This window comes from Gemmata algarum, from assembly GCF_034097035.1.
Taxonomy (GTDB): Bacteria; Planctomycetota; Planctomycetia; order Gemmatales; family Gemmataceae; genus Gemmata; species Gemmata algarum.
Genome location: NZ_JAXBLV010000211.1, coordinates 208,759 through 232,574 on the forward strand (window position 1 = coordinate 208,759; position 23,816 = coordinate 232,574).

Annotated in this window: 18 protein-coding genes; 14 read left to right on the plus strand and 4 right to left on the minus strand. The window is 67.6% G+C overall.

Annotation, left to right across the window (positions count from 1 at the left end):
- Nucleotides 1-19 precede the first annotated feature (19 nt).
- From R5W23_RS25110 to R5W23_RS25130, 5 genes are all read left to right on the plus strand, one after another.
- Nucleotides 20-748: an ABC transporter ATP-binding protein gene (locus tag R5W23_RS25110; RefSeq protein ID WP_320688694.1), complete on the plus strand. Its 729-nt coding sequence runs from the start codon at nucleotides 20-22 to the stop codon at nucleotides 746-748.
- 104 nt (nucleotides 749-852) lie between these two features.
- A complete protein-coding gene (locus R5W23_RS25115; protein WP_320688696.1) occupies nucleotides 853-1,986 on the plus strand; it encodes an HlyD family secretion protein in 1,134 nt (377 codons plus the stop codon).
- A 19-nt stretch (nucleotides 1,987-2,005) separates the two neighbouring features.
- The gene (locus tag R5W23_RS25120) at nucleotides 2,006-2,947 is read left to right on the plus strand and encodes a phytoene/squalene synthase family protein (RefSeq protein WP_320688698.1); all 942 of its coding nucleotides are present in this window, start codon (nucleotides 2,006-2,008) and stop codon (nucleotides 2,945-2,947) included.
- Between the two features lie 18 nt (nucleotides 2,948-2,965).
- A complete protein-coding gene (gene hpnE / locus R5W23_RS25125; RefSeq protein WP_320688702.1) occupies nucleotides 2,966-4,363 on the plus strand; it encodes a hydroxysqualene dehydroxylase HpnE in 1,398 nt (465 codons plus the stop codon).
- Between the two features lie 117 nt (nucleotides 4,364-4,480).
- On the plus strand, nucleotides 4,481-4,978 hold the full coding sequence (locus R5W23_RS25130) for a hypothetical protein (protein ID WP_010034632.1): 498 nt from the start codon (nucleotides 4,481-4,483) through the stop codon (nucleotides 4,976-4,978).
- 123 nt (nucleotides 4,979-5,101) lie between these two features.
- Here R5W23_RS25130 and R5W23_RS25135 read toward each other — a convergent pair whose 3' ends face one another.
- Nucleotides 5,102-7,714, minus strand: coding sequence for an amidohydrolase family protein (locus R5W23_RS25135; protein ID WP_320688704.1), 2,613 nt, complete (start codon nucleotides 7,712-7,714; stop codon nucleotides 5,102-5,104).
- 138 nt (nucleotides 7,715-7,852) lie between these two features.
- Between R5W23_RS25135 and R5W23_RS25140 the strand changes: the two genes are divergently transcribed.
- From R5W23_RS25140 to R5W23_RS25160, 5 genes are all read left to right on the plus strand, one after another.
- The gene (locus R5W23_RS25140) at nucleotides 7,853-8,284 is read left to right on the plus strand and encodes an ACT domain-containing protein (RefSeq protein WP_010034626.1); all 432 of its coding nucleotides are present in this window, start codon (nucleotides 7,853-7,855) and stop codon (nucleotides 8,282-8,284) included.
- Nucleotides 8,285-8,669: 385 nt separating this feature from the next.
- A complete protein-coding gene (gene fae, locus R5W23_RS25145) occupies nucleotides 8,670-9,170 on the plus strand; it encodes a formaldehyde-activating enzyme (RefSeq protein WP_010034623.1) in 501 nt (166 codons plus the stop codon).
- A gap of 108 nt (nucleotides 9,171-9,278) precedes the next feature.
- On the plus strand, nucleotides 9,279-10,151 hold the full coding sequence (locus R5W23_RS25150) for an NADP-dependent methylenetetrahydromethanopterin/methylenetetrahydrofolate dehydrogenase (protein WP_320688706.1): 873 nt from the start codon (nucleotides 9,279-9,281) through the stop codon (nucleotides 10,149-10,151).
- Nucleotides 10,152-10,239: 88 nt separating this feature from the next.
- Nucleotides 10,240-10,875, plus strand: a complete 636-nt coding sequence (locus tag R5W23_RS25155) for a PEP-CTERM sorting domain-containing protein (protein WP_320688708.1) — start codon at nucleotides 10,240-10,242, stop codon at nucleotides 10,873-10,875.
- Between the two features lie 187 nt (nucleotides 10,876-11,062).
- Entirely contained in the window at nucleotides 11,063-12,085 is a 1,023-nt protein-coding gene (locus R5W23_RS25160) for a DUF1464 family protein (protein WP_320688710.1), read from the plus strand.
- Between the two features lie 40 nt (nucleotides 12,086-12,125).
- Here R5W23_RS25160 and R5W23_RS25165 read toward each other — a convergent pair whose 3' ends face one another.
- Nucleotides 12,126-12,500 carry a sirohydrochlorin chelatase gene (locus tag R5W23_RS25165; protein WP_010041782.1) on the minus strand — a complete coding sequence of 125 codons (375 nt, stop codon included), beginning with the start codon at nucleotides 12,498-12,500 and terminating at the stop codon, nucleotides 12,126-12,128.
- Nucleotides 12,501-12,555: 55 nt separating this feature from the next.
- Here R5W23_RS25165 and R5W23_RS25170 point away from each other — a divergent pair, with 55 nt between their 5' ends.
- Complete coding sequence (locus tag R5W23_RS25170) at nucleotides 12,556-14,124, plus strand: serine/threonine protein kinase (protein WP_261184265.1); 1,569 nt, start codon at nucleotides 12,556-12,558, stop codon at nucleotides 14,122-14,124.
- Between the two features lie 175 nt (nucleotides 14,125-14,299).
- Nucleotides 14,300-15,892 (plus strand): serine/threonine-protein kinase, encoded by a 1,593-nt coding sequence (locus R5W23_RS25175; protein WP_320688713.1) that lies wholly within the window; start codon nucleotides 14,300-14,302, stop codon nucleotides 15,890-15,892.
- 46 nt (nucleotides 15,893-15,938) lie between these two features.
- Here R5W23_RS25175 and R5W23_RS25180 read toward each other — a convergent pair whose 3' ends face one another.
- Nucleotides 15,939-17,186: a PQQ-binding-like beta-propeller repeat protein gene (locus R5W23_RS25180; protein ID WP_320688715.1), complete on the minus strand. Its 1,248-nt coding sequence runs from the start codon at nucleotides 17,184-17,186 to the stop codon at nucleotides 15,939-15,941.
- A 528-nt stretch (nucleotides 17,187-17,714) separates the two neighbouring features.
- Between R5W23_RS25180 and R5W23_RS25185 the strand changes: the two genes are divergently transcribed.
- On the plus strand, nucleotides 17,715-18,362 hold the full coding sequence (locus R5W23_RS25185) for a thioredoxin family protein (RefSeq protein ID WP_320688716.1): 648 nt from the start codon (nucleotides 17,715-17,717) through the stop codon (nucleotides 18,360-18,362).
- A gap of 951 nt (nucleotides 18,363-19,313) precedes the next feature.
- On the opposite strand, the gene R5W23_RS25190 is transcribed toward R5W23_RS25185, so the two are convergent.
- On the minus strand, nucleotides 19,314-21,929 hold the full coding sequence (locus R5W23_RS25190) for a S41 family peptidase (protein WP_320688717.1): 2,616 nt from the start codon (nucleotides 21,927-21,929) through the stop codon (nucleotides 19,314-19,316).
- A 188-nt stretch (nucleotides 21,930-22,117) separates the two neighbouring features.
- Here R5W23_RS25190 and R5W23_RS25195 point away from each other — a divergent pair, with 188 nt between their 5' ends.
- Nucleotides 22,118-23,800, plus strand: coding sequence for a hypothetical protein (locus R5W23_RS25195; RefSeq protein WP_320688719.1), 1,683 nt, complete (start codon nucleotides 22,118-22,120; stop codon nucleotides 23,798-23,800).
- The last annotated feature ends 16 nt before the right edge of the window (nucleotides 23,801-23,816 follow it).

Genomic DNA, 23,816 nt, shown 5'->3' on the forward strand with positions numbered 1-23,816 from the left:
TCCAAGGCAGGGAGCATTCATGAGCCGGACCGCGAGCCGTTCGACGCCGTGCCTGCGGGGTGTGAAGCTGATGCGCACCTACGGCGACGGCACGGCCCGGCGTGCGGCGCTGCGGGAAGTGTCCATCGACCTGTACCCGGGGCAACTGGTGCTGCTCATGGGGCCGTCCGGGAGCGGCAAGTCAACGCTCCTGGCGGTCCTCTCGGGGCTGCTGGAGCCCGACAGCGGGCAGGTGCTCGCCGACGACAACGGCGCGATGCAGGACATCTGGCAGTTGACCGCCAAGGAGCGCGAGCAGCACCGCCGTAAGCACACGGGGTTCATCTTTCAGGGGTACAATCTGTTCCCGGCCCTCACGGCGCGGCAGCAACTGGAGATCGTGCTGAAGTGGGGCGAGGGGGCGGACGGCGGGGAGGCCCGGCGCCGGGCGGACGAGATGCTCGAACGGCTGGGGCTGGGGAACAACAAGAACAAGAAGCCGGCCCAACTGTCCGGGGGCGAGAAGCAGCGGGTCGCCATCGGCCGGGCGCTCGTGAAGAACCCGTCGTTCATGTTCGCCGACGAGCCCACCAGTGCCCTCGACTGGGAGAACGGGCAGAAGGTGATCGAGTTGCTCCGCGACGCGGCCCACCAGCGCGGCGCCTCGGTGCTGTGCGTGTCCCACGACGCCCGGCTGCTGCCGTTCGTGGACGTGTACTACCACCTGGACGACGGTCACCTGGAACGGCGGGAGTTGCCCGCGGAGTGAGTGCGTGCGGTGACCCGAAAACGAACGGGCCGTCGCGGCGGCTTCTGAGTTTTTGGCCCACGCGGTTTTCGCCCGCCACCGGGCTCCACTACTGGGAGATGCCCATGAACTGGCTCCGCAAGATGCGACCGGTGCTGATCGTGATCGGGCTCGGGCTGGCGGTCGGCAGCCTCGTCGGAGCCCGCGCGCTGACTCACGGGAGCGGTTCGGACGCCGCGGCGAAAGGGGGCGCGGACGTGCCGCCGCCGCGGGCCGCGGGCGGGCCGGTGGTGCTCGGGACCGTTGACACGGACCCGTCGCCGGTCGACTACCGGCTCCCGTCGGTACTCCAGGCCGGCACCGTGTCGAAAGTGTTCGTGAAAGACGGTGACACGGTCGAGGAGAAGCAGCCGTTGTACGCCTTTGACGACGCCGTGCCGCGGGCCAACCTGGAACACGCGCGCACCGCGGTGGCCCTCGCGCGGACGAAGGTGAAGGAAGCGGAAGAGGGCAAGAAGCAGCACGCCAACAAGGTGGAAGTGGCGAAAAAGGGCGTCGAGGCGCTGAAGCGCCGGGCGACCGACGCGAACAACCTCGTGAAACTGACGCGCCATTTGGCCGAAGAATCATTTCGGTTGAACAACGCAAAACCGGAAGAGTGGGACGCGAAGCTGCAAAACGAACCGGCTTACCTGGACGCTCAAAGCAAGTACACCGCGGCGTTCAACGAGTGGCAGGTCAAGGAAGCGGAGTTGAGCGCGTTGCAGACCGTCGACACCCAGGTGCTGGTGGAGGAGGCGCAGGCCGCTGTTAAGGAGGCCGAGGCGAAACAGTCGCTGGCGCAGACCATGCTCGATCTGTACGTCGTCAAGGCCCAGACCGCCGGCACGGTGGAGCACCTGTCGATCCAGCGCGGGTCGACGATCGGGCAACTGTCGCGTGCCCCGGCGCTGTGGCTGATCCCGACTGGGCCGCGGGTGGTGCGCGCCGAGGTCGAGGCCGAGTTCGCCCATCGGGTCGGGCCGGACCGCATCGGCAAGCCGGTGACGATCATGGACCACAGCGACGCGAAGCTCACCTACACCGGCACCATCCGCCGCATCCCGGACGCGTTCCTCCGCAAGCGCGGCAGCGCCGAGAACCTCCTCGGGAGCGAAACACTCGTTCTCGAAGCCGTCATCGACATCACCGACCACGCCCCGGCCGGGAAGCCGCCGCTCCGCGTGGGGCAGCGGGTGCGCGTGAACATGGGTCAGTAAAACCAGCGAGGGGCGGGGAGTGAACGTCGAGCACCTCGTGACACCGATATGGCCGAGCGCGCTCGCGGTGCCCCGCGGTGCGCCCCGCACCTCACCCCTCATCCCCCGATCGTTTCAGGCCTGCCGCGCCATCACCGCCGCGGCGAACAGTTCGTTCCCGCTGGCGTTCCGGCTCCTGTGCCCCGCGAAGCGGCGGGCAATGAACGCCCTGTATGCGTACATGCGCGTCACCGACGATCTGGCCGACGAGGACGGAGCGGTCGAGGCGAAGCGGGCCAAGCTCGCGGCCTGGCGGGTCAGTTTAAAGGCCGCACTCGACGGCGCGTTCACCCACCCGGTTCACCCCGCACTGGTCGAAACCGTTCGGCGCTACGACATCCCCCCGCAGTACCTGTTCGACGCGATCGACGGGATGGAGACCGACCTCGGCCCGGTCCGGATGCAGACGTTCGACGAACTGTACCCGTACTGCTACCGCGTGGCGTCTGCGGTGGGACTGGCGTGCGTCCGCATCTGGGGGATTCGGCCCGGTATCGCCTTCAGCGATACAGACCAACCGGCCGAGGCGGTCGGCATCGCGTTCCAGCTCACGAACATCCTCCGCGACTTGGCCGAAGATTACGCCCGCGAGCGGGTGTACCTTCCGGCCGACGAACTCGCGCGGTCCGGGTGCCCGCCGGAGTTGTGGCGTGACCCGGGGAACGCGGCGAACTTTCGCACGATGATGCAGGCCCAGGTCGCGCGCGCCCGGGAATATTACCGCCGCGGCGCCGCCCTGCTCCCGCTGCTGTCGCGCGAGGGCCGGGCGATCTGCCACATGATGTGCAGTTCCTACCGCGCGCTGCTCGACGAGATAGAGCGCCGCGGATACGACGTGTTCACGGCCCGGGTGCGGGTGCCGAAGTGGCGCAAGGTCGCCGCGTTCGGCTCCGGGTACCTGATCAAGTGGGGCGTCGTGTAACGCGCCGCGGAGTTCGGAATGCGGAACGAAGAACCGAAATCGGAACCGCCGGCGCGCGCGTCGGGGTCCGTGATCGTGGTCGGTGGCGGGTTGGCGGGACTGGCGGCGGCCGTGGGGCTCGCTGGCCGCGGGTTCAAGGTGACCGTGCTGGAGTCGCGCAACCGGCTCGGCGGGCGCGCGGGATCGTTCCGCGACCCGCAAACCGATCAGCTCGTAGACGCGTGCCAGCACGTCAGCATGGGCTGCTGCACCAACTTCGCCCACCTGTTACGCACGATCGGCGTCGAACACCTCCTTTCACCCCAGCCAAAACTGTATTTCGTCACCCCCGACCGACGGGTCAGTGTCTTCAAGAGCGACCCGTGGCCGGCGCCGTTCCACCTCGGGCGGGCACTGATGGGCGCGCACTACCTCACGCCGTTCGACAAGCTCCGCGTGGCCTACGGGCTCGGGCGGATGCTGCTGGAGCGCCCGGACGCGGACCCGCCGCTGCTCCCCTGGCTGAAGGCCCATTTCCAGAACGAACGCACGATCGGCCGGTTCTGGGCCATCGTGCTCACCAGCGCGCTGAACGAAACGGTCGACCGCGTTGGGCTGAAGTACGCCCGCAAGGTGTTCCGCGACGGGTTCGTGCGGCACCGCGACGCCTTTACGGTCCACGTTCCGAGTGTGCCGCTGGGCCGGCTCTACGGCGACGAGCTGCGCGGGTGGCTCGCGGCGCACGGCGTGGAGGTGCGAGAGAACGCGGGTGTGAAGCGGCTGACCTGTACCCCCTCCCCGTCCGGAACCCGGATAAGCGGGGCCGCCCTCCGCGACGGTTCCACCCTCACCGCCGACTGGTACGTGCTGGCGGTGCCGTTCGACCGCGTCGCCGATTTGCTGCCTGGAGAGCTGGCCGGCGAGCCGTACTTCGGCGGCGCGAACGGCCTCACGCCGTCGCCGATCACGAGCGTCCACCTGTGGCTCGATCGGCCCACCATGAAGCTCCCGCACGCCGTGCTCGTGGACTGCCTGGGTCAGTGGGTGTTCGATCGCGGCGAGGTCGCGCCCGGCGAGTTCTACCTGCAAGTGGTGGTCAGCGCCGCCCGCGATCTGAAGGGGCTCGGCCGGGAAGAGATCCAGCGCCGCATTTATGAAGAACTCGGGCGCCTGTTCCCGCCGGTGGCGCATGCGAAGTTACTCCGCGCGAAGGTGGTGACCGAACACACGGCGACCTTCAGCGCGGTGCCGGGGGTGGACCGGTGGCGGCCCCCCCAGGCGTCCCCGGTGTGGAACCTCGCGGTCGCGGGGGACTGGACCGACACCGGCTGGCCCGCGACGATGGAGGGGGCGGTTCGGAGCGGTTATTTGGCCGCCGAGGCGATTCTCGCCCGCGCCGGACAGCCCGCGAAGTTGGTGCAACCCGAGTTGTCCTGAGCCCGCCCGGCGGGTGGCGCCCCCGCCTTTCCGTTGACCCGCGCGCGACCGTGCGAGTAAACTCACCGAGGACAACCCGTTGCACACGCCCGCCGCCCGGCGGGCGAGGAGTCTTTGATGAGCTTCGGCGAAGGCGATGACGCGCCCGTGGACTTCGACACCGCGAAGGGGCGCGACTGGCCGAGCGTGCGGCAGTTCAACGTGTTCCTGGCGAACCGCATGGGCGCGCTGCTCGATCTGGTCCGCCGGTTCGAGCAGACCGACATCCGTGTGGTGTCGCTGACCGTGGTGGAAACGGCCGACTGCGCCATCATCCGGCTGGTGCCGAGCCACTACGAGCGCGGGTACGAGATCCTCACGGACGCGAAGTTCGCGTTCACCGAGAGCGACCTGCTCGTGGTGAAGCTCCCCGACGACGACCGGCCGCTGCTCACCATCACGAAAGCGCTACTGAGCGCCGAAATCGACATCTGCTACATGTACCCGCTCTTGATCGGCGTCGGGCCGCTGGGGAACACGGCCATCGCGGTGTACGTGGACGACTTCGAGACCGCCGCCGCCGCCCTGGAAGCCCAGGGCTTCACGCTGTTCACCGAGAGCGACCTGAGCGAGTAGGAAGAAAATGCGGAATGCGAAGTGCGGAATGCGGAATTGAAGGCAGGAAGCCAAGAGGTCTTCTGCCTTCAATTCCGCATTCCGCACTCCGCATTCCGCATTTGAAGGTTCCGCATTACGAACTCACCAGCCCAGACAGCACCCCGTTCCGCTGCCGCCGGTGAGGAGCGGAAGCACGCGCCGCTCGAACGGTAGTTTCAGGTACTCGGCGCGGTCGTACGCCACCTTCCCACGCAGGAGCGTGTGCGTGACGTGCGTCGTGTGCTCGAACGGGTCGCCGTCGTACAGTACCAGATCGGCCACTTTACCCACCTCGATACTGCCGTACTCTTTATCGATGCCGAGCAGTTTCGCGGCGTTGATCGTAATCGCGCTCAGTGCCCGCTCGCGGTCCATACTCGCCGCCGCGGCCATCGCCGCTTCGTAACGCAGCACCCGCGCCTTCGGAACGTACCCCTCGAACCCGGTGCAAACGGTAACCGGGACGCCGGCCGCGTCGAGCGCCGCAACGTTTCCGGTGAACGCGTGCATCGTTTCGATGCTGCCACCGGCGCGCAGCATGGTGGGGTGAACGACGACCGGAACGCCGGCCTTCTTCAGCTCCTCGGCCATGCGATACCCTTCGGTGCCCAGCGCGATCACGGGCTTCAGCTTGAACTCTGCCGCGATCCGCAGGGCCGTCTGAATGTCGTCCTTGCGGTGCGCCGCGAAGTAGACGTTCGCCTTGCCCTCAAGCGCGGGCACGAGCGATTCGTGCTTGGGGTTCTTCGCCGCTGGCTTGCTGGTGCGGTACGCGTCGGCGTCGGTGAACGCTTTGCGCACCAGCGCCGCGACGCCCATGCGGGTCGTCGGCGATTTGCCCTTTGACGATTCTCCCAGGTTCACCACCAGCGCCCCGACGCGCACAAGAGCGGCGTCGGCCGCGGTGCCGTCGGCGCGGAACACCCCGCCGCGGCCCGCGATCGGGTTCACCCGTCCCGGGGTTGCGTGAACGACCGTGGTGCCGTTCGCGACGAGGAAGTCGAGGAGCGGTTCCCGCGGGTTGAAGCCGTCGAGGGCCCGGAGGTCGGCTTGATTGGGGTCACTCGTCTCGTCCTGGTCCTGGTCGGCCGGGCTGTTCCACGCGCCGCTTAGCCCCGCCGAGCAGAACGGGTCGATCAGCCCCGGGGTGACGTGCTTCGCCTTGTAAACCGGCATGTTCTTGGCCGTGGCTTCGCCGGCAACGACATGCAGGATCTTCCCGTCCTTCGCCACGATCACCCCCGGGAAAACGCGGCCGCCGGTGTGGATGAACTCGGCCGTCACCGCGACCGCTCCTTTCAGTTCCGGCGTGTCGCCGTCGAAGGTCGGCGTGCCCAGGTCGCGGGCCTCCGGGGCCGGGCGCGGCCCGGGAGGCGGGGCCGGTAACTTCTCGCCCGCGGGCAGCGCGAACCCGCCGGTCTGGTAGCCCCGATCGGGGATAACGTCGAACACCTTCTGACCGTCGATCCAGGTCTGCTCGACACGAGTGTACACGCTGAACGGGGAGCCGCTCAGGACCGCAAAATCCGCGTCCTTGCCCTTTTCGAGTGAGCCGAGCCGGTGGTCGAGGTGCAGCAGCGCGGCCGCGCGGATGGTGATAGCCTTGAGTGCGTCCGCTTCGGACATCCCGCCGCGCGCCGCAATCGCGCCCGTCCGGAGCAGGAACCGCGACTCGGTGACGCTGTCGTCGGTGTTGATGGTAACGGTCACCCCCGCGGCGTTCAGAACCGCGGCGTTCTCTTCGAGCAGGCCCATCGTTTCGGCCTTACCGCCGGGGCTGTCGATGAGCGTCAGCGAAACCGGGATCTTCTTCTTCGCGAGTACGTCCGCGACGCGGTACCCTTCCGTGGCGTGTTGGAGCACGAGTTCGAACCCGAACTCCTCGCTGAGGCGCACGGCGGTGAGCAGGTCATCCGCACGGTGGCAGTGGAAGTGGACCGTCCGTTTGCCGTCGAGCACCTCCACGAGCGGCTCGAGCGCCACGTCGCGATCAACTTTGCCGCCCCCTTCGAGCTTCGCCCGGTACTCCTTCGCCTTCTGGAACGTCTCCCGCTGCATGGCGGCGACCTTCATCCGCGTGAACGGGGCGACGCCCTTTCCCCGGCCGTACCCCTTCGGGTTCTCGCCGTTGGCCATCTTCAGCCCGCCGAGGACTTCCTTCGCGCCCGCGCGGCCGGTGACCCGCATCTCCTCGACGCTCCGGCCCCGGTACTTCACGTAAACGGTTTGTCCGCCGATCACGTTACCCGACCCGGGCATCACGTTGGCGGTGGTGACGCCGCCGGCGAGGGCCATCTTGATGCCCGGGTCGTCGGCGTTGAACGAGTCGATGGCCCGCACCCCCGGCTGCACGGGGCCGCTCATCTCGTTGCCGTCGGAGTTGGCCGCCACGCCCGGGCGGCTGTACACCCCGACGTGCGAGTGCGTGTCCACCAGCCCGGGGATGATGACGCGCCCCTTGAGGTCGACGACTTCGGCCCCGGCGGGGACCGCCACGTCCGCCGCGGCCCCGACGTCGGCGATCCGCCCGCCTTTGACGACGAGCGTGCCGTTCTCGATCGGCCAGTCGGCCGCGGCGGTGTGAATCGTGGCGCCCGTGAACGCGGTGACCCGGTCGGCGTCGGCCGCGCGGGCGGCCCCGGGCGCGCCGGCCCCGGGCACGAACGGCAGTGACAACGCGATGACAATCGGAACGAGAGCGGCGAACCTGCGCATGCGGACCTCGCGGCGGAACGGGCGGATTCAACAACGCTAACCGGTTGAAAAGCCGTGTGCCAGAGTTATCATCGCGGATGGGAAACCTGTCGCGTCGCCGACCCCTTCGCGACTTCACTTCAAAACCGGAGAGCGGTCATGAGCTTCAAGATGCAACGGGTTCACCTGTTCCACGCCGAGGTCGAGGACAAGCCGGGCGGCACCGCGGCCAAGCTGAAGAAGCTGGCCGAGGCGGGCGCGCACCTCGAGTACGTGTACAGCCAGCGGTCGCTGAACAAGCCCGGGGTGGGGGACCTGTACGTGGCTCCTCTCACCGGCACCGGCGAACTGGCAGCCGCGAAGGCGGTGGGGCTGCACGAGGTGAGCGAGCCGATCGTGATGCGGGTGGAGGGCGACGATAAGGCCGGGCTGGGCGGGCGCGTCACCCAGGCGTGGGAGATGGCCGGGATCAACCTGCAAGGGCTCGTGATGTCGGTGATCAGCGGCAAGTTCGTCGGGTACGCCACGTTCGACTCCGTCGCGGACGCGAACAAGGCCGCTACCATTCTCGCCGAGCTGGGCACCGCTTGAGGCCCCAACAGCCAGAGCCCGGGGCCGCTTTGGACCCGGTTGTCTTCCGCTCACCCGTGTGAACGCCCCCGCCTGCATCGGTAGGCGGGGCACCTCTCGCATCTTGCACCCGCGAACAGCTTAACACCTGCGAACCGAGTCCCGGCACCGGGCGCGCGGAGCCGTTTCGCGCGCGGGACATTCATCGCCCCGGCCCGGTGAGACCGGCTCCGTTCTCGGCCGGCGTCCCGCCGGTGATGAGCGGCCCGAGACGCTGCGGGAGCCGATGGCCCGCGCCCGGGCCAATTCCCGCGAAACCGGCGCAAGTGGTTGCTTTCGCGAGGCGCACCGCTAGCATCTACGCCGTACCCCAGGATCGAGACTCTCTCACCCACCGAGGCGGCCCATGTCCGTGATGTACGTCGGCGAAGGTCTGGTCATCGAAGGCAGTGACCTGGACAACGTGGCCCACATCGACCTGCTCATCGGGCCGAAGGACGGCCCGGTCGGCGTCGCGTTCGCCAACGCCCTCGCCAGCCAGACCGCCGGCCACACCAACCTGCTCGCGGTCGTCAGCCCGAACATCCCGGCCAAGCCGGCCACCGTCACCGTCACCAAGGTGACGATGAAGAAGTCGGCCCAGGTGATGCAGATGTTCGGCCCGGCCCAGGCGGCCGTGGCCCGCGCGGTCGTGGACAGTGTGGTCGAGGGCGTGCTCCCGAAGGCCGAGGCCGAGAACTGGGTGATCGTGTGTGGGGTGTTCATCGCCCCCAGCGCCAACGACAACAAGAAGATCTACAAGAACAACTACGAGGCCGTGAAGCTGGCCATCAAGAACGCGATCCAGAAGAGCCCGAGCATCGACGAGATCATCGCCAAGAAGGACACCCCGCACCCGTTCGAGTGATCGAGTAACGCGGAACGCGGAGTTCGGAAGGCGGAACCAAACCCGTCCGAACTCCGCCCCATCACGTCTTCCCTTCTCCAAGTCCGCCCCCACATTCCGAATCCCGAAATGGAAAAGGCCACCATCCTCGTCCAGCTCGACACCGATCCGCTGCCGAGCGTGTTCGACCGCGTGGTCGCGGTGGACGCGGGCGTTCAACACACCTTCAGTTACGGCGGGGTGACGCCCCAGAACGTGATGCCGCTGGTCCACGGGTGCATCTTCACCCGCGGCGGCAAGGACCTCGCGCGGACCGCGATCTTCGTCGGCGGGTCCGATGTGACGGCGGGCGAGGCGGTGCTGGCCGAGGTGAAGAAGCACCTGATCCCGCAGTACGGGCTCAGCGTCTCGCTGATGCTCGATTCCAACGGCGCGAACACGACCGCCGCCGCCGCGGTGCGGGCGGCCGGGCGGCACCTGGACCTGAGCAAGACAAAGGCCCTCGTACTCGGGGGCACCGGACCGGTCGGCCAGCGCGTCGCGCGGCTCCTGGCCAAGGCCGGGGGGCACGTCCGGCTCGGGTCGCGCCAGAAGAGCCGGGCCGAGGCCGTGTGCGAGGCGATCCGCGCGCACATTCCCGGCGGGCACCTCGAAGCGGTGAGCGTGGCCTCGTCGTCCGACGCGCCCGCCGCCCTCGACGGCCGCACCCTGGTCGTCGCCGCCGGCGCCGCGGGCGCGGTGCTGTTGCCGAAGAGGCTGCGGCGCGGGTGCGAATCGCTGAAGGTCGCCATCGACCTGAACGGGGTGCCTCCGTCCGGCATTGAGGGGGTCGAACTCGGCGACAAGGGCGCCGACCGCGACGGCCACATCTGCTACGGCGCGCTGGGCGTCGGCGGCACCAAGATGAAGGTCCACCGGGCCGCCATCGGCAAGCTGTTCGAGGCGAACAACGCGGTGCTGGACGTCGAAGAGGTCTACGCGCTCGCGCTGCAACTGCCCTGACCGGCGCCCGCGGCCCGGACGAAGTTCGGGTTGACACGCCGGCCCGAAATCGAACATCATTCGCCGCCCACCACACCTGGAGCGACGAATGGCGGTTAGATTATCAGCACTGAGTCTCTGCGCACTGACTTGCCTGCCCGCCCTCGCCAGCGCCGGACCGATCGCGTTCACCCTCGGGGCCGGGAACCTCACCACCTCCCCCGACGCACCCCAGCTCGGCATGGCGCTCGTTCCGGTCGTGACATCGACCGCGACGCGCAGCGCCGAACTCGACAGCACCCAGCCCGTCACGCTCGGCGTGGTCGCCTACGAGCCGGGGCGCATCCCCACACCCGACCCGCGCGACGTCCACCCGGACGGTACCACCCACTGGAACAACGACGGGTACTTCGCCGTGGACGTGAACCTGGTCGATTACGCCTCCGGCGAGAGCGCGATCCTGACGCTGCACGGGCGCGCCCACATGTACAGCAACTACACCACCGGCTCCGGCTGGAGCGGGCAAACGGTGTTCTGGTTCGACGAGCGCGAGCAGGTGACGCTCGGCGGGAACACGTACACGGTCTGGGGGGCGAACCGGTTCACCGACGGGAGCGGGCAGGCCGCGGTCAACGTGTGGGTCGGGTCCGGCGCCCCGGTCGCGACCCCGGAGCCGGGGACGCTCGTTCTGGCGGCCCTCGGGCTGGCCCCGATCGGGTTGCGCCGGTTCCGCCGCACGAAGTAAGAACACGAAGACCGATTTTGACAGGATGAACAAGATTGACGAGATAAAAATCGATTGCGTTTATCCTGTCGATCCTGGCAGAATCTTCTGGCCTCTTCATCGAGCTTTGGTGGTACGCGCCCTCACCTCGGGCCAACCGTAACGGCCAGCGTAGGCTTAATACCGACACGCGTTCAAAAGTACCCGTATGCCGCGCGTAGCCGGGTGCGACCCGGGCACCTCTTCGCTGGACCTCCTCGCGCTCGAAGACGGGCGCGTGATCGCGCAGGCGCGCATCGAACCGGCCGAGTTGCGTGCCGACCCCGCCGCGCCGGTGCGGTGGCTCACCGACCACGGGCCGTTCGACCTCGTCGTGGGGCCGTCGGGTTATGGCCTCCCCCTCGTCCGCGCGGAAGCCTGCACCGACCGCCAACTCGCGCTCATGTCGCTGGTGCGACCGGACGAACCCGGCGCGAAGGGCGTTGGCGGCTTCTCCGCGACGGTTCGCGCCCTGCGGGCCAGCGGGTTGCCGGTCGTCTTCCTTCCGGGCGTGGTGCACCTGCCTACCGTCCCGGCGCACCGCAAGCTGAACAAGATCGATCTCGGCACCGCGGACAAGCTGTGCGTCGCCGCGCTCGCGCTGGCCCAGCACAACAGCGACGAGCCCGCGCTGGTCGTGGAGTTCGGCTCCGCGTTCACCGCGTTGCTAGTGATAAAAGACAGGCAGATCGTAGACGGCCTGGGCGGAACGAGCGGGCCGCTCGGCGCGCGGAGCGGGGGCGCGTGGGACGGCGAAACCGCGTACCTGCTCTCACCGCTCGGCAAGAACGACCTGTTCCACGGAGGGGTGAACGACGCCCCCGACCGCGACACCGGCCGCGCCGCGTTCCGCGAATCGTTCTGCAAAGCAGTCTATGGGCTGCTGAACGTCCACGGGTGTCAGGACGTGTACTACAGCGGCAGCCTGCTGCGATCGGACCCGGACCTCGTTCAGCAGGCGCTGAGCGAGTTGCCGAACGGCTTCTTCCGGTTGCACTACGCCGGCGATCTGCCCAGCGCGTGGGTGAAGCACGCCGCACAGGGAGCGGCCCTACTCGCCGACGGGTTGTGCGGCGGCACGTTCGCTCCGCTGGTGGAATGGCTGCGGCTGCGAGAGGCGAGCGGCACCGTGTTCGACTGGCTCACGCACCCACAGGCCGCTGAAGTGCGACGGCAGTTCTTGGCAAAATAGCCCACCAGCGGCTCGTGCAGGCAGCGAGCAGCGGTCCGTCTTACTCCGCAGCCCGGGCGCGCTGCTCCAGCACGTCGATCAAGAGCGGGTGCCGGCCGAGCGGCTCGGCCAGCGCGAACCGCACCCACGGGAACCGCGCGCTCAACTTCTCGCGGGCCTCGGTCAGGTCTTCGGCGACGTGAATTCCCGGGGACAAAAAGTACGGCAGCAGAAGCACGTCCGTGGCACCGGCCCCGACGCACTGCGCGCCGCCGGTTTCGATGTCGGGTTCCGCCAGTTCGAGGTAGGAGACCTGCACGACGGGGTATCGTCCCCGCGCCCGCAGGGAAGCGGCGACGAACTCGAGGTCGGCGTTCGCCTCCGGGCGGCGGCTCCCGTGCGCGATCAACAGCACGGCGACGGTGCGTGTACCCATATTCACCTTTCGTTTCACGGTGGCCCCACTCCGGACAGTGGTTACCATATCTGACATGATCGGCGCACGGGTCGGAAACTGGTACGTCGAGTCCGAAATCGGGCACGGCCCGCTCGGGGTGGTGTACCGCGCCCGCGGGTTCGACGACCCCGAGAAGGTGACCGCGGTAAAGGTGTTCACCGGGGTGCGCGACCCCGCGGCGGTGCAGCGGATGGCCGCCGAACTGCTCCCGCTCCAGCGGCTCGACCACGCGAACATCGCCAGAACCATCGACTGCGGCACCCACGGCGGGCTGGCGTTCGTCGCGTCCGAGTTCGTCGCCGGCACCGACTGCGCGAAGCGCCTCGAAGCGGGAAAGCTCCCCTGGCGCGAGGTGCTGGGCGTCGCGGTTCAGGCGGCGCGGGCGCTGAAACACGCGCACAACCGGAACGTCCTGCACCGCGACCTCAAGCCCGCCAACTTCGTGATCGCGCCCGACGGGACGTTAAAGCTCCTCGCGTTCGGGATCGCCAAGGTGTTCCCCTCGCCCCCGAGCCACGTTCCGGCGATCGGGTCGGCGGCGTACCTGCCGCCGGAAACCGCGAGCGGCAAGCCGCTCACCCGGCGGAGCGATTTGTACTCGCTCGGGGGCGTGCTTTATACTCTGGTGACCGGGCGCCCCCCGTTCTCCGCCGGGTCGGTGGTCGAGCTGATGCACAAGCAGTGCTACACGCTCCCGGAGCGACCGGCGCTGCTCGTCCCCGACCTCCCGGCGGAGGTGGACGAGTTCGTTTGCACCCTGCTCGACAAGAACCCGGCGCGGCGCCCGGCAACCGCCGCCGCGCTGCTCGACGAATTGGAGCGGGTGCGCGGCAAGTTGGAGCGCAAGGGCGAGAAGCTCGCGTGGCCCGCGAAACTCACCCCCGACACCGCCGAAATGCCGTCGCTCCCGGCGGCCCTGGGCGGGGGCGATGCGGACGACCCGGCCCCTGAGCCGCGCCCCCTCCTGAAGCGGCCCGTCGTGGTGATCCCGCTGTTCGTGGCGGCGGCGGCGGCGCTGGTGCTGCCGTTCGCGTGGCCGGAGCCGTCCGCGGACGAGCTATTTACCGCCGCCCGGCCGCTGGTCGAGTCCGACAACCCCGACGACTGGGACGCCGCCGAGAAGTACCTGGAACCGCTCGCGCGAAAGCACGCCGACCGGTATAAGGACGAGTTGGCCGCCGCCCGCCGGCGCATCCGGGACCGCCGGGAGCTGCGGCGCGCGATCACGGAGGGGGCGAAAGCCGACCCGCGGACCGATGCCGAGCGCGGGTACCTGCGCGGGCTGCGACTCGCGCAAACGGGCGAGACCGCTCAGGCGCGGCAGGCGTGGGAGGGCGTGGTTGCGGCGTTCGCCGCGGTCCCGTCGGAGCAGCGCTGGGTCGAACTCGCGCGTGCGGGGCAAGCGCTCCTGGCCCAGCAAACGGGGCGTCCCGGACGGCCGCCGCTCGACCGCGAGCCGGTGCGTGCCGCCCTCGAACACGCAAAGGCCTTCGAGGGCCAGGGCCGAGCGGCCGAAGCCGCGGCCGTCCGGGACGCTGTGCTCGGGGTGGCCGGTGACGACCCGGCCGTCCGTCGGATGGTCGAAGATTCGAGAAAGAAGTAGGAGGCGGCGAGCGGCTCCGGTTCGTGATCGGGTTATTGGCGCCCGCACCCCGGCCTTACTTCATTGCGTCACAGGTCGGAGCACCTGTGCTACGAAACACCAGGCGCGGCCAACCGGGTCGGGCGTCGGGCTCCGTCTCCTGACTGCGTCCCCTGTCCTCTGACTTTTGAGTCTTATGGCTACTCCCGTCACAACCGCCGCCGAGTACTGCACGCTGCTGGTGAAGAGCCGGCTGCTACCGCCGGAAGAGGTGAGCGCGCAGTACAACCAGTGGCAACAGGAGAAGCCCGGGCCGAACGACCGCGTGGACTCGTTCCGCCGGTTTCTCGTCGCCCGCAAGTGCCTGACCGACTACCAGGCAGCGATCGTGCAGCGCGGCCGCGCCGACGGGTTCTTCCTTGGCGGGTACAAGATCCTCGACCGCATCGGTAAGGGGCAGATGGGCGGGGTGTATAAGGCCGTCCACAACTTCGGGCAGGTCGTGGCGCTGAAGATCCTGTCGGCGTCGCGGGCCAAGAACCCGCAGGTGCTGGGGCGGTTCCAGCGCGAGGCCCGGTTGCTCACTCAGCTCGACCACCCGAACGTGGTGCGCGCGTTCCAGGTCGGCGAGAGCGGCGGGGTCCACTTCATCGCGATGGAACACATCGAGGGTGAAACGCTCGCGGACGTGCTGGAGCGCCGCAAGCGGCTGCCCTGGCCCGAGGTGGTGCGGCTCGCGACTCAAACGCTCGACGGGCTCCAGCACCTGCACGAGCGCCGGATGGTGCATCGCGACCTGAAGCCCGCGAACATCATGCTCACCCCGGAGCCGACGAAGGGTAAGCCCGACACCACACTCGAAGCGACCGTCAAGATCCTGGACGTCGGGCTGGGCCGCGAGTTGTTCGACGACAGCGTTCCGGAATCCCAGGCGGACGCGAAACTCACTCTGGAGGGGTCGGTGCTCGGCACGCCCGACTACCTCGCACCCGAGCAGGCGAAGGACGCGAGCACCGCCGACATCCGGGCGGACCTCTACTCGCTCGGATGCTTGGTGTACCAGTGCGTCGCGGGGAGCCCCCCCTTTCCCGAGTCGAACATTATGGCGCAAATGCTCAGGCACGCGACCGAGAAGGCGCCGCCGCTGAGCACGTTCGTGCCCGACCTACCGAACGGGTTCCAGCAGGTGCTCGACAAACTCCTCGCGAAAACGCCCGAGGCGCGGTACCAGACCCCGGCCGAGGCGGCTACCGCACTGAAACCGTTTACCGCGGGCGGCGCGGCCCCGGCGTCGCCGAACCTACAGCCCGCGTTCAAAGACTGGCTCGAAAGCGAGTCGCAGTTGGAAGCGCCGACGCTACCAACGGCTCGACCGACGAAACACGATTCGGCATCGGCACCGGGCCTACCCATGAAGCCACCGGCCCCGGCGCAAAGGATAACTGCGAAGGCGGCGCCGAAAGCGGGCACTGCCCCGGCGCCCGCACTCGCAAGCGCCCCGACGCCGCCACGGGCCATGCCGCGCGCCGTACCGACCGCGGCACCGGTAGCCGTCCCGGTACCGATGCCGCTCCCGCTGGGGGAAATCAACGTCGAACTGGTGGGCGATTCGGGAGCGCAGATGGCCCCCGGACCGGACCGTCCGCTCTGGCAACCCGATCGCCGCGACTGGATCATGCTCGCCGTGGGCGCTTCCGGCGTCCTGTCGGCGGTCGGACTGGGGTACGGAATGGCGCGGCTACTCCGAAGGAAGCCCGAGCGCCCCGAAAGCGACGCCGGTTCAAGCTGACCGCCTCACCACGGCCGCGGTGAGGCGCTTCTTCCGGTGGGGCGAGTTACCGGGCGCCCCACCGCCACATCGTCAGCCCGGTCAGATCGCGAATCACCACTTCGTTGCCGCACACCGCGAGGTGCGCCCACGTCTCAGCGTCGGCCACCTTCCTCTGATCCAGCAGGTCGAACTCCTTTGTGCTCGCGCGGAACAGGTACAGCGTCCCGCGCTGGTCGAGCGCTAGCACCTTGTCGCCGTTCGCGACCAAGCTCCAGTAGTCCCCGAACCGCTCCTCCGAACGCCAGACCTCTTTGCCGGTTTCGAGGTTCGTGCAAAGCAACCGTTTATCCTTTCCGAGCAAATAGGCGTGGCCGGCCACCACCACCGGCGAAGTCATGTTGCCCTCGTATTTGAAGCTCCAGGCGTCTTCGGCGGAGTACCGGCCCCCGTCGCTCTTCAGCCGCAGCAACCGGGTGTTCCCGCCGTAGGTGCTGGTGAACACGCCGTCGTCGCCCACCGGCACCGGGGTGAGAATGTTCATCCCGCGGAACGAAGGGATCTCTTTCACCCACAGCTCCTCACCGGTACCGCGATCCACCCCGGCGAGCTTGGTGCGCGTCTGCACGAGCACCTGCTCCTTGCCCGCGAGCCGCGCGAACACCGGCGACGAGAACGCAGACCCCATGGTCCCGCCGCCGTCCTTGAGTGCCTTCCAGAGCACCTTACCGGTAGCCTTGTCGAGCTTCGCGAAGCACCCGCCGGCCTGGACGTACACGCCGGTGTCGTCGACGAGCGGCGAACAGACGAACCCGAAGTCGGGGGGCGGGGCGCCGAACTCCTTGACGAAATCGCACCGCCACCGCTCCTTCCCGGTAGCCCCGTCCAGCGCGACCAGCAGGTCCTTGATGCCGGCAACGAAAAGCGTTTTGCCGTCAAACGCCGGAGTCGAGCGAATCCAACTCCCGTTCTTCGCGGCGAAAAACGGCACCGTGATGGCGCCCTCCCACGAGGCCTTCCACAGCTCCTTACCCGTCTTGCGGTCGTGGGCGGTGACGACTTCGGCCTTCTTGTCCACGGTCTGGGTCGTGAACACGCGATCGGCGGTCACGATCGGTCCCGAGTAGCTGGGTCCGAGGTTCTCAACACGCCAGACGCGTTTGAGCGCATCGCCTTCCAGTTTGTTGGGCCAGGGGGCGCCGGCCACGAGGCCGTCCCGGGTAGGACCACGCCACTGGGGCCACACCTCTGGTTCTGCACCCGCCACCGGGAGGGCCAACAGGAGCACGAAGGCGAACGCACGGATCGGGTTCATGGGCATTACTCGTGTGAATGAACGACCGGACCCAATTGGTTCGCCGGGGCCGGGGGCGCGGATTCAACCCCACTCGTTTGGCGCGAGCAGGAACCGAGCACCGGGAGCAAAACACGCCACACCGGATGAGACCGGCCTGCGTTAAGAACGTTCGAAAGTCCGGCGCCGCGCCCGCGTCTCTCCGTCCTACGACGCCGCAAACCACATCTGTCTGCGGAACGCGCGGCGCGAATGAGAGTCGCGTCTAATGGCATCCCACCATTTCAGCATGATTGAGCCCAAGTGACATTCGCCTCATTCACCCCACAATCCCCCGAATCACCACAATTCTCAAATCGCCCAAATCCGCCATAACCCCAATCACCAAATGTCCAGTCTTGACTCATTACGTAGTCGAATTATTCCGAATTTTCCTTTTTTGACGCCTTGCAGGTTCACAATTGCGGCAGAATCGTCTATAAACGGCACTTCCCGCGGCATGTACGGCGCGGGAGATCGCCCTCCAAGTGGTTACACCAGGAGTAATGCATGACCACGACGATTCTGGCCGCGATCGCCCTGTCCGGTGTGCTGGCCCCGGCTGCAAAGCCCGAGTTCCAGGCGCACACCGACTACGCTTCCGCCCTGAAGCGCGCGGCCAGCGAAGGCAAACCGATGGCGGTGCTGATCGGAACTGGTAACCCGTTCGCCAAAGTGCTGAACGACGCGGCCATGACCGACGAGACCGCCAAGTTGCTTCGTGACAAGTTCGTGTGTGTGGCAGTGGACACCGGGACCTCGAAGGGTGCGGAACTCGCGAGCCAGTTCCAGCTCACCGATGGGCTGGTGATCAGCAGCACCGGGGGCACGTACCAAGCCCTGCGCCAGCCCGGCGCGGTGTCGGCTGGGGACCTCGCCAACCACCTGAGCACCTACGCGAGCGCCCCGAACACCCCGAACACCACCGTGACCGTGGGGGCCCCGGAGGTTGCCACCGGCGCGCCGCACACCGCCTACCCGGCCCCGCTGTACCGCGGGAGTTGCTCGGGCGGGAGTTGCTCGGGCGTGATCCAGAGCGGCTACGTCCCGACCGTCGGCGGCTGTGCGAGCGGCCGTTGCCCGACCGTGATCCAGGGCGGCTACGTGCTGCCGACCGTCGGCGGCTGCGCGAACGGCCGCTGCCCGACCACGCGCTAAACGACCCGCACGGAATCGGATCGAGCCCGAGGTGAAAAGACGCGGCCGGCGGATCTCCATCCGCCGGCCGCGTCCGAGGGTCACCCTCCCGGGTGATTCACTTGTTCAAAGGCCCTTTCACCGGCGTTCCCGGCAGGGACGGGGACGGGAACGGCAACTGTCCGGTGTTCGGCGGAGGAGCCACCGAGGGCACGGCGGGCGGGGGGATGTGTTCTCCCTCGTTCAGTGACGGCATCGGCCCCACTTCAATCGGCCCCCGACCTGGGATCGCCGCCCCGGCCAGAGGCGGGCCACCGGGGAGCAGGGTGCCCCCGCCAGTCGGGCACGGCATCGGAGCGCCGGTAGCGGTGTCAAAACAGCCGCTGCTGCGCCCCACCGTCCGACACGGCACATCCGACGACGAGCGCGAGCTGAACCAGCTATGGCGTTCCCCGCACGCGGATCGGCAACCGGTCTGGGCGGCGATCAGAGCCGCGACGGCGGCGACCAGAAGCGCACGGCAGAACATCGCGGAACCCCTCGTGTCGTGCCCCGCCAGCCCATTCACGTCGGCCGACGCACCGCACTTGAGACAATTCTGCTTCGCGCCCCATTTCTCGCAATGAAACGCGCGCAACAAAACTCATGTCCGCAACAGCTCCGCCGGGCGCAGCCAGTGCGATCCGTCGCCTCGCTACATTCGCCACAACGAATTTAAAAGAAACACATTTGCCAGATTAACCGCCGTTGACATGTCGGTTTCCGGCCCTGGCCGGGAGCGTTTCCGCGACCGAAAGGGAGGTGCCGGCGGCTCAACAAGATTGCACACCGGTTCCCGTTACGGGGACGAGGCGCTCAAGTCGGACGTGGTGCGGCGAGCCGGGTAACGCGACGGGCCGCGCGCGAAAACGCCCGGAGGGTACTAACCACCGGGCGTCGGGGACATCGTTAACTCGCACCGGACCGGCGCAATCACTTCCTGTTGACCAGCCCTTGAAGGTGCTCAAGTGCCTTCGCCAGTTGCTTGTCCTTGGCCGGGTCGACCGTCGGCGCCTTCTTGCCTGGAACCGGGATCACTTCGAGGTCGCGGCTGTACTCGAACCAGTCGGCCAGCTCTTCGCGGGTCATCTTGAGCTCGAACCCGGCGTCGGGCTTCACGCCCCACTCGTCGCGGGCCTTCAGCTCGCTCGACTGCTCCATCGCCACCTTGTCGATGTTGCGCCCGCTCGGCGGGTAGTACCGGGCGACGGTGTACTTGACCCGCCCGCCGGTCGCGTCGTACTCCTCGACGTGCTGAACGCTGCCCTTCCCGTAGGTCCGCTCGCCCATGATCGTGGCGCGGCTGTGGTCCTGGAGGCACGCGGCCAGGATCTCGCTGGCGCTGGCGCTGTTCCCGTTGATGAGTACCACAATCGGGAAGCTCCGGTCGCCCGCGCTGCGGCCCGAGTAGGTGAACGTGGCGCCCGCGCCGCCCCGCTCTTTCGTGGTCACGATCGCTTCCTTACCAACGAACTGCTCGCAGATGTCGATGACGGCCTTGAGCGACCCGCCGGGGTTGTTGCGCACGTCGATGACGAGTCCGTTGAGGCCGGTCCGTTTCAGGGCCGCCACCGCGCGCCGGACATCGGCCGGCGTGCCCAACTCGTTGGACACCGTGATGAACTGGCTCAGGTGCAGGTAGCCGATCTTGTTCTTCTCATCGAGGTAATAGCCCCAGTCGTTCTTCTCGTCCCGCTTGACCCCGTGGACGGTTTCCACCATCACGTAATTGCGGGTGATGCGGTACACTTTCGGCTCCGATTCGCCTTCCCGCGAGACGACGAGCGAAACCGGGGTGTCCGGGGCGCCGGTGATGAGGTTCACCGCGTCGTCGGTCTTCAGCCCCTTCGTGCTGTGGACCTTCTTGGCATCGGCCGGGAGCGGCTTGCCCTCCTTGTCCACTTCGAGGCGGATCTCCGTAATCAGGTCCCCCGCCTGAATACCCGCGCGGAACGCCGGACTGCCTTTAATCGGGGTGACGACCAGGAGGCCGTCGCGGACGGCCTCGCGGCGGATGATGATGCCGACGCCCGGGAACCGGCCGAACAGTTGGCCCTGCGTGCGGAGCCACTCCTCTTTCGTGAAGTAACCGGCGTAGGGGTCGTGGAGCGCGCCGACCAGCGCGCGGATGGTCACGTCGGCGCCCTTCGCGCCGTCGAGGTCCTCGCGCTTGCCGAGCCGCAGCCGGGCCTCGGTGAGCAGCTCCTTGCCGCGCTCGTCGCCGATCTTCTCGGGGGTCTTGATCGTGTCGGCGATGTCGGCCGGGACGGGCTCGTCGGCCTCGGTGAACAGGCCCTTCACGGCGAGGGCGGTGAGCTCGCCCCGGGTCATCGGCTTGATGTACTCGGCCGACAGCTTGTAGATCGCCGGCAAAACCTTCCGGGTGAACTCCGCGGCGGCGTCGCTATCGAGCTTCAGGTCCTCGAGCAGCTTCTTGCGGTGCGCCTCGAGGTCCGCCACGGTGGCGCCGCCGTCGGCCAGCTTCTGGTACTCCTTGCGGAGCGCCTGCGACCACTTCAGTTTGGGCATCCGGAACAGCAGGTCCACGCCCTCTTTGACGAGGTCGGGGGTGAGCTTACCGGCCTTCGCGAGCCCCTCGACCGCGTCGAGCCGCTTCTTGATGGTGTCGGTCTCGGTCGGGTTGCGGGTGACCCAGAACTTGCTGGCCCCGCGGCCGACGAAAACGGGCTCGAGTTCCTTTTCCTTGTCGGTTTTGCCGGTCGCGCGGGCCGCGTTCGGGATCTCTTTTTCGAGGTACTTGAGCAGCTCGCGGGTGGTGACGATGCCGTCCGACTCGTAACCCTCGTTGTACGGCGCCTGGTCAGCCTTCCCGCCCAGCGCGTCGGAGAGCACGGAGTAGAACAGGCCGTGATCGCCCTTCGTGAGCGCGTCCTGGAACGGCGGGTTGCCGAGGACCAGCACCCGGTTGGGCGGGAGCATGTTCTCGTCCTTCTCGTCGCCGAACACGAGCTTCATGATCTCGAGCCAGCTCGGCTCGAGGATCTTTTCGGCCCCCGCGTCGACCCCGCCCTTGTACTGCACGTCCATCAGCAGCAGGACGTTCTGGCTCTTGAACTTCTTGAACGCCGGCTCCAGGTCGCTCATCAGCAGAGCGGTCTTCGCCCGGTCTTTCACCGTGCTGTCGTTCGTCAAGAAGCACGGCTTGTCGCCGGTGGACGACCCGCGGCCGAAGAACGCGAGGATCACAGTGTCGTCACCGCCGGTGGCGGCGGCGGCGGCGTCGACGGCCTTCACCACCGCCTCCCGGGTCGCACCGGACGAGGTCAGGAGTTTGGCCCGATCGAGGGAAGCACCGAGGTACTTTTTGTCGGTGAGCAGCGCGTGAAGCGCTTTCGCGTCCGCATCGGCGGTCGGCCGGGGGCTGATCGCCTTATCCTTGAACTCCCCGACACCGACGACCACGACGTAGGGTCCCTGAGCTTTTCCGCCGGCCGGCTCCGCGGCCGGTTGTGCGGCGGAGCCGGCCAGGGGGGCCGCCAGCAGTCCTATCGCAGCAAGTGCGCCTATCGTCCACGCTCGCGCGTTCATCAAACTGTCCCTCTCCGGTTGGCCGGCATGGCCGATAACTAACCCGCCATTGTCAACATTGGGTGGAACCCGTCAACCGCATTTGCGGGGCCGCAGTCGTCCCGACTTGACCTTTCGCAGTTTCGCTGAAAACACTATATCCCCACCGCGAGTCGAACGAACACCGGGACGCAGGTGAGGGTGCATTCATGAGCCGGTGGCAGCACGCGCGGTCGGCGGCGGTCGGCGGGGCGGTGGTGGTCGTGGTGTGGGCCGTAATCGCCCTGACCGCGCCGGCGCAACACTCTCAGGAACCGGCCTCACTCACGTTCGGCAACCTCCCACCCGCCCTGCCGAACGAAACCGAGCAATTCGCGCCCCTGGTCGTTCCGACGGGAGAACTTCAGCAGGCTCAGCTCCTCCAGCGCGTCCCCGGCGCTCCGGGCCAGTCTCCGCGGCCCGCGACCAACGTTCAAGACCCCGCGTACCCGGTCGTCACCGTTCGCGTGCGCGTCCCGGCCGACGCACTCGACGGGGAGAACATCAAGTACGTCCTCACCGTGCAGAATGTCTCGGCTGCGGACGCCCACTCCGTGAGCCTCCGTAACCCGCTCGCGCCTGAAGCGGTGGAATTCGTCAGCGCCAAACCGATGCCCGACGACGCAAAAACCGACAAGCAACTGATTTGGAATCTCGGGACGCTTAAGGCCGGCAAGTCGCAGTCGGTCGAACTGACCTTGCGCCCCAAACCGGGCATCAAGGAGCTGAAAAACCTCGCGTACGTGCGGTACGAGCACGGCCAAGCGGTCACCACCAAGATCGGCACGCCCATGGTCAAAGTCACGAAGTCCGCGCCGAAACAGGCGGTGCGCGACGAGCCCTACACGGTCCGCGTGCTGGTGGAGAACCAGGGGAAGGTCCCCGCAGAAGGCGTTCGCGTCTCCGAGAACCTGCCCCAGTCCGCCGAGTTCGAACCGATCACGACGGGTGCAACTCGCGCACCACACAACGAAGGCCAGCAGTGGCGCTGGGACCTCGGGCGCATGCTCCCGGGCGAGCGCAAAATAATTGAGTATCGGGTCACGGCGCGTGGGGCCTCCGAGGTGTTCACCCTGACCAACGTAACCGGATCGAAGCTGGTTGCAGATCGCCCCTCGGAGGCCCGCACGGAAGTGCTCGTTCCCGGCCTCGAAATGAAATTCACCGGCCCGGCCGGGAACGAGGTGGTCAAGCCCGGCGAGTCCGCCAAGTACGAAATCGTGGTGCGCAACACGGGAACGCTCCCCAGCACGAACATCAAAGTCACGGGCAGCATCCCGGTCAACTGTTCGCCCACCAGTAGGACCAACGGCGGCACCGTCTACCGGGACTCGGTGGTTTGGCAGATCCCGCGGCTGGAGCCCAAAGAGGCCGTGTCGCTGCGGTACGCGGTGAAAGCGAACACGAACGGGCGGTGGGCGTTCACGGCGCGTGCCGCGGACGCGCGCGGCACGCGCGCGTCGCAAGAGCTGATGACCACGTTCCAAGGCACCGCGGCACTGCTGTGGGAAACGCACTTCACGCCGCTCACCGTTCAGGTCGGCAAAGAAGGCACGTTCACGGTAAACGTGAAGAACGTCGGCGGCGAGGTCGCCGGCAAGGTGCGGTTGATGGTCGATCTTCCGGACAACGTTGACGTGACAAGTTCCACCCCGAAGGGCCGAACGGACAACAATACACTCCAGTTCGAAGCAGAATCGATCCCGGGGAACGTCGAGCGAACCTACACGCTCACGTTCAAAGGCACTAAGCCGGACCAAGCATTGTTCAAACTCCGGCTCACGGCAGACTGCCTCGGCGACCGCCCGATGCAAACCGAAAAGGTGGTCGAGATCATCGGTGGCGCGAAATGAGACCCGTTGGCGCACC